Source organism: Inquilinus sp. OTU3971, from assembly GCF_038440215.1.
The window spans coordinates 1-7,832 of record NZ_JASATH010000271.1 but is presented as its reverse complement, the minus strand read 5'-3'; the positions used below and the strand labels follow the sequence as shown (position 1 = coordinate 7,832).

At 65.0% G+C, this 7,832-nt stretch carries 8 protein-coding genes; 5 read left to right on the top strand and 3 right to left on the bottom strand.

All coding sequences use genetic code 11. The annotated features are described in order from the left end of the window. From AAHM41_RS37325 to AAHM41_RS37315, 3 genes are all read right to left on the bottom strand, one after another. The coding region (locus AAHM41_RS37325; RefSeq protein ID WP_342241705.1) for an adenylate/guanylate cyclase domain-containing protein at positions 1-766 on the bottom strand (766 nt) is incomplete at its 3' end. 539 nt (positions 767-1,305) lie between these two features. Next, positions 1,306-2,784 (bottom strand): NADP-dependent succinate-semialdehyde dehydrogenase, encoded by a 1,479-nt coding sequence (gabD, locus tag AAHM41_RS37320; protein ID WP_342241704.1) that lies wholly within the window; start codon positions 2,782-2,784, stop codon positions 1,306-1,308. An 11-nt stretch (positions 2,785-2,795) separates the two neighbouring features. Beyond that, positions 2,796-3,920 (bottom strand): zinc-dependent alcohol dehydrogenase family protein, encoded by a 1,125-nt coding sequence (locus AAHM41_RS37315; protein WP_342241703.1) that lies wholly within the window; start codon positions 3,918-3,920, stop codon positions 2,796-2,798. A gap of 305 nt (positions 3,921-4,225) precedes the next feature. Here AAHM41_RS37315 and AAHM41_RS37310 point away from each other — a divergent pair, with 305 nt between their 5' ends. The 5 genes from AAHM41_RS37310 to AAHM41_RS37290 all read left to right on the top strand — a co-directional run bounded on the left by AAHM41_RS37310 (position 4,226) and on the right by AAHM41_RS37290 (position 7,811). Further along, positions 4,226-4,663, top strand: coding sequence for an FUSC family protein (locus AAHM41_RS37310; protein WP_342241702.1), 438 nt, complete (start codon positions 4,226-4,228; stop codon positions 4,661-4,663). Between the two features lie 12 nt (positions 4,664-4,675). After that, positions 4,676-5,206, top strand: coding sequence for a cupin domain-containing protein (locus AAHM41_RS37305; protein WP_342241701.1), 531 nt, complete (start codon positions 4,676-4,678; stop codon positions 5,204-5,206). A 9-nt stretch (positions 5,207-5,215) separates the two neighbouring features. After that, positions 5,216-6,271: an L-dopachrome tautomerase-related protein gene (locus AAHM41_RS37300; RefSeq protein ID WP_342241700.1), complete on the top strand. Its 1,056-nt coding sequence runs from the start codon at positions 5,216-5,218 to the stop codon at positions 6,269-6,271. 99 nt (positions 6,272-6,370) lie between these two features. Then, entirely contained in the window at positions 6,371-7,348 is a 978-nt protein-coding gene (locus AAHM41_RS37295) for a zinc-binding dehydrogenase (protein ID WP_342241699.1), read from the top strand. Between the two features lie 37 nt (positions 7,349-7,385). Continuing rightward, a complete protein-coding gene (locus AAHM41_RS37290) occupies positions 7,386-7,811 on the top strand; it encodes an SRPBCC family protein (RefSeq protein WP_342241698.1) in 426 nt (141 codons plus the stop codon). The last annotated feature ends 21 nt before the right edge of the window (positions 7,812-7,832 follow it).

Sequence of the window (7,832 nt, the reverse complement as noted above, 5' to 3'; positions counted from 1 at the left end):
CTAGGCGTGACGCATGACCAATTCCTTCGGTCACCGGAAATACGGCGAGCATCCCGTCGCCAATAAATTTGAGGATCTCGCCACCATGGGCGGCGACGGCGCTGGCCATTGTCTCGAAATACATATTGAGCAGGACGAGCACGTCCGCTGGAGCTAGCGTATCCGACATGCTCGTGAAGTTTCTGAGATCAGATACCCAGATGACCGCCCGAATCGATTCGCCCGCGCCACGCTTAATCGCGCCCTTGAGCACTTTTGCGGCTGCCCCAGAACCAAGATAGGCGCAAAGCGCGTTTTCGGAGACCTTCAACTCGCTATGCCGCTGCACGTGGAGCGCGAAAAGCTTGAACAGTCTAGTCAGCGAAGCAATTTCCTCTTCTGTAAAGCCGCCTAGCGCAGTGGTCGCAATGGTGATTGCGTTGCGCTTATCTAGGCCGTTCAGCGGGATCGCCGCGTAGTCGGTCATTCCGGCGGATGCGAGCTCACGAATGATAGGAAATTCCGTCTGTGCCGAGGGCGTCTGGGGCAACCGCCGAATGGTCTCCCCGGTCTCCACAATCCGTTGCAGCGGATTGAGCTTGTAGGCGTCCGAATCGATTGTCGCGTCCCCGACACGTACCTCGTCGCAGAAGCCGTCATCGGAGTTCCATATCCAGGCGAAACCAACCAGTTGAGGATGGAGTGTTCCGACGTGCAGCGTAAGGCGATCGACCGAAGAGCCGGCGGCTTTAATGCGTGTGATCAGCTTGACCAGCAAGATGATCATCTCGCGTTCTGCCGAGGCGTCCTCGAGGAGCCAGTTCTCGATGTCCGCGAACGTCTCAGACCGTTCTAACACTAACTCGATCGGACCTGCCCGACGGACGAATAAGACTGATTGAGGATAAGATCGGGGAGCCGAATCAGCAGCTTTGCTTTTCATCGGATGTCCATTCGAGATTCAAACGCCGCCCTCGCGCCCGGGGTGCTCAACGACGAAGTCGACGAAGTGACGGCCCTTGACGAACAGATGCTTGGTTGGCGGAAAGAACGGGTATAGCGAAAGTCGCGGCGCCCAGGATCCATCCAGAATCATCCGCAGCTTTTCCTTTTCTAGCGCTATCGGAACATGAGGCCGGCAAGGGCCGGTCCCAGCCGGATCGTATTGAACGACATCGGTGCGTTGATGCGCGGGAGCTCCCGTGGCGTCTTGTACCGGAGCGGCAAATCCGAAGGGGATACCTCCGACAGGAGGCTCCCCATCGTGATGAGTTGGGCAGCCACTCGCTGACCTGAAGGAGTTCCCCGGTTGCCGCCCCGCCGGCTTCAGGCGCCGATGCCACCGAGGCAGAGATACTTGATCTCCAGATAGTCCTCGATGCCGTATTTCGACCCTTCACGCCCGAGGCCGGACGCCTTCATGCCGCCGAAAGGCGCGACCGCGGTCGAGATCAGCCCTTCGTTGATGCCGACCATGCCGTATTCGAGCCCCTCGGCCACGCGCAGGATGCGCCCGACATCGCGGCTGTAGAAGTACGAAGCCAGGCCGAATTCCGTGTCATTGGCCATTTGGATCGCCTCCGCCTCGGTCTTGAACCGGAACAGGGGCGCGACCGGGCCGAAGGTTTCCTCGCGGAAGATCTTGGCCTTACGCGGCACGTCGGCGAGCACGGTCGGCGCGAAGAAGCTGCCGCCGAGCGCATGGCGTTTGCCGCCGGTCACGATCAACGCGCCGAGAGCGACCGCGTCGGCGACGTGCTCCTCGGCCTTGCGGACCGCCGCCTCGTCGATCAGCGGCCCGATCGTCACGCCGTCCTCGAAGCCATCGCCGACCTTCAGCGTCTCGACCGCCGCCTTCAGCTTGGCGGCGAAGGCATCGTAGACGCCATTCTGTACCAACAGGCGGTTGGCACACACACAGGTCTGGCCGGCATTGCGGTATTTGGACACGAGGGCACCCTCCACCGCCGCGTCGAGATCGGCGTCATCGAAGACGATGAAGGGAGCGTTGCCGCCGAGTTCCATGCTGGTCTTCTTGATCGTCGGTGCGCATTGGGCCAGCAGCCTGGCACCGACTTCGGTACTGCCTGTGAAGGACACCTTGCGCACATCGGGGTTGGAGGTCATCTCGCCGCCGATTTCGCTACCCGGCCCGGTGATGACGTTGCAGACGCCTGAGGGCAGGCCCGCCCGCTCTGCCAGAACGGCGATCGCGATAGCGGAGAAGGGCGTCTGGCTCGCCGGGCGGAGCACGCCGGCGCAGCCCGCGGCCCAGCCGGGACCCGCCTTGCGGGTAATCATCGCGGCCGGGAAGTTCCACGGCGTAATCGCGGCAAAGACGCCGATCGGCTCCTTCTGCACGACGATGCGGCGGCCGGGCAGGTGCTGCGGGATGGTGTCGCCGTAAACTCGTTTGCCCTCCTCGGCGAACCATTCGATGAAGCTGGCCGCATAGGCGATCTCGCCTCGGCTCTCGGTGACCGGTTTGCCCTGTTCGGCGGTCATGATCCGGGCGAGGTCGTCCCGGTTCTCCATCATCAGTTCGAAGAGACGGCGCAGCTTCGCCGCGCGCTCATTCGCAGTCAAAGCGCGCCAGGCCGGCTGCGCACGCTTGGCCGCGGCGATGGCGCGGGCCGTCTCTGCGGCTCCCAGCGACGGAACATGGCCCAGGACCACGCCGGTGGCCGGGTTGGTGACGGCGATGTTGCGGCCGTCACCGACCTCGATCCACTCGCCGTCGATATAGTTGGCCTCACGGAACAGCGACTTGTCCCTGAGAGTGGCCAGAAATGTCTCATCAGCCATGATGCTGCTCTTCAGAATTCGATGACTTGGCGGACGGCACTGCCGTCGTGCAGACGATCGAAGCCTTCGTTGATATCCTCGAGCTTGAGCTTGCTGCTCAGCAGCCGGTTCACCGGCATCCGCCCGTCGCGATAGAGGTCGATGAAGCGCGGAACATCGCGGACCGGCACGCAGGTGCCGATGTAGCTGCCCTTGAGGGTCCGCTCCTCGCCGACGAGTTGGACCACATTCACCGGCAGCGCCGAGCCGGGCGGGGGCAGGCCGGCGGTCACCGTCGTGCCGCCGCGCTTAGTCATCTTGAAGGCGTTGTCGAGAGCGCGGGTCGAGCCTGCCATCTCGAAGGCGTAGTCGGCGCCGCCGCCAGTCAGGTCCCGGACCTGATCGACCGCGTCCTCGTCGCGGCCGTTGACGACGGCGGTCGCGCCAAGCTCCTCGGCGAGCGCGAGCTTTTCCGGAGAGAAGTCGACCCCGACGATCTTGCTCGCTCCGGCCGCATGCGCGCCGAGCACCGAGGCGAGGCCGACGCCGCCGAGGCCGATCACGACAGCGGTGGAGCCGGCGCGGAGTTGCGCGGTGTTGACCACGGCGCCGACGCCCGTCAGCACCGCGCACCCGAACAGCGCGGCCTCGACGAACGGCAAGCCGCGATCGATCTTGACGATGGAGTTGCGCGACACGACGGCATGATCGGCAAAGGCCGACACGCCCAGGTGATGGTGGACGTGCCCGTCATGATCACTCAACCGAACGTCACCCGTGATCAGCGTCCCGGCCGCATTGGCGGCAGCGCCCGGCTCGCAGAGGGCGGGGCGGCCTTCCGAGCAAGGTATGCAATGACCGCAGCTCGGCATGAAGACCATGACGACATGGTCTCCGACCTCGAGATCCCGGACGCCGTCGCCCAGGGCCTCGACCACCCCGGCGGCTTCGTGCCCCAGCGCCATCGGCATGGGGCGCGGCCGGTCGCCGTTGATGACGGAAAGATCGGAATGGCACAGGCCCGCCGCGCCGATGCGGACCAGAACTTCGCCGGGACCGGGTGGGGCCAGCTCGATCGTCTCGATCGCGATCGGCCGGCTTTGGGAGTATGGGCCTGGCAGACCTATCTGCCGCAAGACGGCGGCTTTGACCTGCATGCTGATGTCTCCGGTTGAGGCTGCGGCTGCAGCCCGGAGTGTGTGGTTCGCTCCTGGACCGGGAAACCCGTTGCCGCTCCGAAGCTCCTTGGAATCGAATTCACCAATGGGTGGGCATCGCCCATTCCAAGATGCGTCGTCGCGCGGCTTGCCCGAAAGCACTTCATGACTCGCTTGCAGCTCATCATGGTTTACTCCGACCTACGGAGATGTGGCCGTACCGTGGTCACCTGCGTGGGACGTTCTTTGGTCTCGGCGACCCTGGCCTACGGCTTGGCCCTGATGCTGAACCTGCATCAGCCCGTATGGCGCCGGTATCCGCGCTGATCACGGCGAAGGACGGCATCGGCGATACGTTTGCGGAATGCCGGAGCCGGATCGTCGGCACCGCCATCGCGATCCTCCGCCAATGCCTGCTCTCCCGGTTCGGTCTCGCCCTGGCAGCTCAGTTGGCGATCATCATCGCGGTTACGCCCGTGGTTGTCTCCCGTCGGCCGGAGTGGCGGGTCGGGCTGTGGACCGCGGCGATCACCCTGCTGAGCCAGCTACCCGGCATAGGCATCTGGGAAACGGGCTTCGCACGCTTCTGCGAGGTCGCCATCGGCTCGATCGCGGCCATCGGAGTGGCGACCCTGGATCTGACCGCCTGGGGACGTTGGTTCAAACGCCGACATAGCCCCAGGCCGACTCCTGCCAAAGCGCCGGATTGGTCCGACGGCCCGGCGGGTGATTTGTTCCTTTGATTCTCAGATCTTGTGCTCCGGAAGCGCGTTTGGGGCATCGCTCGGCGGACATATGTTCACGGAACCAAGGCGCCGATCGGCAACGCGCTGAACGATGGAGGACCGATCCTGGCGGAGACACACACCAAACTGGTCGAGGCTGCTCCCCACGCTGCATTCGACCTCAATGCGATCGTCAAATCCTTTCCCGAGACCACGGACACCCTGCTGGTCGACACGAGGCTGACAGACGAGGACGAGGCGAGTGCACGCGTGTTCCGCGTCTATCGTCCAACGCCCGCTCACTATCACGCCACCTGCGACGAATACCTGATCGTCCTGTCCGGTCGGGCCCGCTTCTTCATGGGAGAGCGCGAGCCCTTCGAGGTCGGACCCGGCCAGATGCTGTTCTTCAAGAAGGGCACTGTTCACGGCATGCCTGAAATCCTTGAGGAGCCGCTGTTCATGGTCTCGGTGGATACGCCGCGACGCGACCCCGGCGACATCATCTTCGTCGACCCCAAGGACGGGACTCCCGACACCTTCGTTCAAGCCAAGGCGTGAGAAGCGACGATGCCTGATCTGCAGCTGGAGACGGTCGCGACCTTCCCGCAGGAGCGGCCCGGCAACCCGACCGTGACGCAGGACGGCCGGGTGCTTGTCTCGATCTCGGCCATCATCGCTCCCGAATTCGCAGTGCGGGCGATCGGCAAGGATGGCCGCCACCCGCCATATCCCGACGATACCTGGGCGGGCAAGCCGGGGCCCGACGGCCGGGGCATGGTCGGCGTGATCGGCATCCGGGCGGACGCCGACGACATTGTCTGGATCCTCGACATGGGCGACCGCGCCCACCAGCCGAAGCTGGTCGGCTGGAACGATCGTGATGGCCGGCTCCATAGGGTGATCGTGCTGCCGCAGAACGTCCTCCGGCCGAGCTCGTTCGCCCAGGACTTCGTCGTCGACCGGTGCCACCGCCGCATCTACATCGCCGACATGACCCTGAACGAGCAGGGCGCCAGCGACTATCCGGCGATCGTCGTCGTCGACCTCGATACCGGGCTCTCCTGGCGCGTGCTGGAACGCCATCCCTCGTTGCTGCCGGGGGATGAGCCCCTAGCGGTCGACGGCAAGACCATCTCTCTCCGGACCGCGGACGGGCAGCTCGTCCCTTACCGATACGGGCTCAATCCGATCGCGATCGATCCGTTGGGGCGCTGGGTCTATTTCGGCGCGATGTCGGGCAAGTCGGTGCATCGCATCGACGCCGGTCTGCTTGCCGCACAGGACAGCGACGCCCCCCTGGCGGAACGGGTCGAATACTGGTGCCCCAAGCCCCATTGCGACGGTTTCGACGTCGACGCCCGCGGCAACGTCTATGTGACGGACGTCGAGAACAGCGCCATCGGGGTTGCGTCTCCCGACGGCTATACCGTCCTCGTACGCGATCCCGATCTGCTGGGCTGGCCGGATGGGGTCGAGCTCGACGCCGATGGGCGTTGGCTCTACATCACGGCCAATCAGCTGCACCGACTTCCGGTTCTCAACGGCGGCCTGGACGAGAGCCGCCCGCCGTTCCACGTCCTGCGCCTGCGTGTCGACGCGAACATGACCGGAACTGGCGTCTGAACCGACCGGGGCCTTTCCGGCCGACGGCGGATCCATGCTGAGACGGGCGTTGATCGGCCGGGCGCCGCGGTTCTTCCATCTCTCCACGACGAGATATCGATGCGTGCCATTCTCCTCGAAAAGCCGGGGCCTGGCTTCGCCCTCCGTATGGGAACGCTCCCGGTCCCCGAGCCGGCTGGCGGGGAGGTGCGGATCAAGGTGACCGCGGCCGGCCTCAATCCGGTGGACTATAAATTCGCCGAGATCGGACAGGAGGGCTGGGTCCTGCCGCATGTCCTCGGCCTGGACATCGCAGGGACGATCGACGCCGTGGGCGACGGGGTCGCAGGTTGGGCCCAAGGGCAGCGGGTGGCCTGCTTCGGCAATCCCTGGCGGCGGGGCGGCTTTGCCGAGTTCGCGATCGCGCCGGCGCAGGCCCTTGCCGCGATTCCGGACGGTCTGTCCTTCGAAAGCGCCGCGGCGCTCCCGACCGCGGGACTGACCGCCTACCAGATCTTCCACAGGAAGGTTGCTCCACGGCCAGGCCGCACGGCCCTCATCTACGGTGTGACCGGCGGGGTCGGGAGCTTCGCGGTCCAGCTGGCGAAGCTCGCCGGCTACAAGGTGATCGGCGTGGCCGCAGCGGCGCGGTCTGAGATCGCCCGTCATCTTGGCGCGGACCATGTCGTCCAGCCCGACGACCTTCAGTCCCTTCTGCGGCGGCTGAACGAGGGTCGCCTGGCCGATCTGGTGGTCGACACCGTCGGCGCGAGCAACGCGACCGCCGCCCTCGATCTGCTGGCCTTCAACGGCGCGCTCGCATGCGTCGTGGACTTTCCCGACTTCCGGCGCATCAACTGGTTCGAGCGCGGCGTCTCGATCCACGAGGTGGCGCTCGCTGCGGCCTACCGCGCGGGCGGTGAAGCGGAGATCTCGGATCTCGGTCTCATGCTCTCGGAACTCATAGCACTTGTGGATCAAGGGCGCGTGACACCGTTGATCGCGGAAATCGTGACCTTCGAGCAGATCCCCGATGCCCTCCACCGGCTACGCCGGCGGTCGGTGACGCCCGGGAAGATCGTCGCGCGCCTCGCATGAGCGCGACAACGCCCAACCACGAATGAGGACCCGCACGATGACTGAGGTCAGTGTTTCCGTGGCGATTTCGGCGCCCGCAGGGCGTGTCTGGTCGCTCCTCGGAGGATTCGATCTCCTGCCCCGGTGGCTCGATGCGGTCCGCAGCAGCGAGCTCGAAGACGGCGGCCGCATCCGGCGCCTCGAGACGGTCTCCGGCGACATCATTGTTGAACGGCTGCTGGAGTTCAGCGAGGCCCAGCGACGCTACAGCTATGCCCACGTCGAGAGTCCGGACCCGGTCTCCGGCTATGTCGGAACCATGTCCGTGCGCGACGCCGACCAAGGCTCGGTCGTGACATGGTCGAGCCGATTTCAGCCGCAGGATCCGGGCGATGCCACCATCGCCGGGCAGTATGAGCGCTTCTATCGGACGGCACTCCATCATCTGAAGGCGCTCGTCGAGTCAGGTCTGGACCGGCCCTAGCCCGGATATCTCACCGCTCTT

Excerpts from the sequence above, each read along its gene's own strand:
- AAHM41_RS37295 (WP_342241699.1), top strand. The coding sequence starts at position 6,371 with ATGCGTGCCATTCTCCTCGAAAAGCCGGGGCCTGGCTTCGCCCTCCGT.
- AAHM41_RS37310 (WP_342241702.1), top strand. The coding sequence starts at position 4,226 with ATGGCGCCGGTATCCGCGCTGATCACGGCGAAGGACGGCATCGGCGAT.
- AAHM41_RS37300 (WP_342241700.1), top strand. The coding sequence starts at position 5,216 with ATGCCTGATCTGCAGCTGGAGACGGTCGCGACCTTCCCGCAGGAGCGG.
- AAHM41_RS37290 (WP_342241698.1), top strand. The coding sequence starts at position 7,386 with ATGACTGAGGTCAGTGTTTCCGTGGCGATTTCGGCGCCCGCAGGGCGT.
- gabD (WP_342241704.1), bottom strand. The coding sequence starts at position 2,784 with ATGGCTGATGAGACATTTCTGGCCACTCTCAGGGACAAGTCGCTGTTC.
- AAHM41_RS37315 (WP_342241703.1), bottom strand. The coding sequence starts at position 3,920 with ATGCAGGTCAAAGCCGCCGTCTTGCGGCAGATAGGTCTGCCAGGCCCA.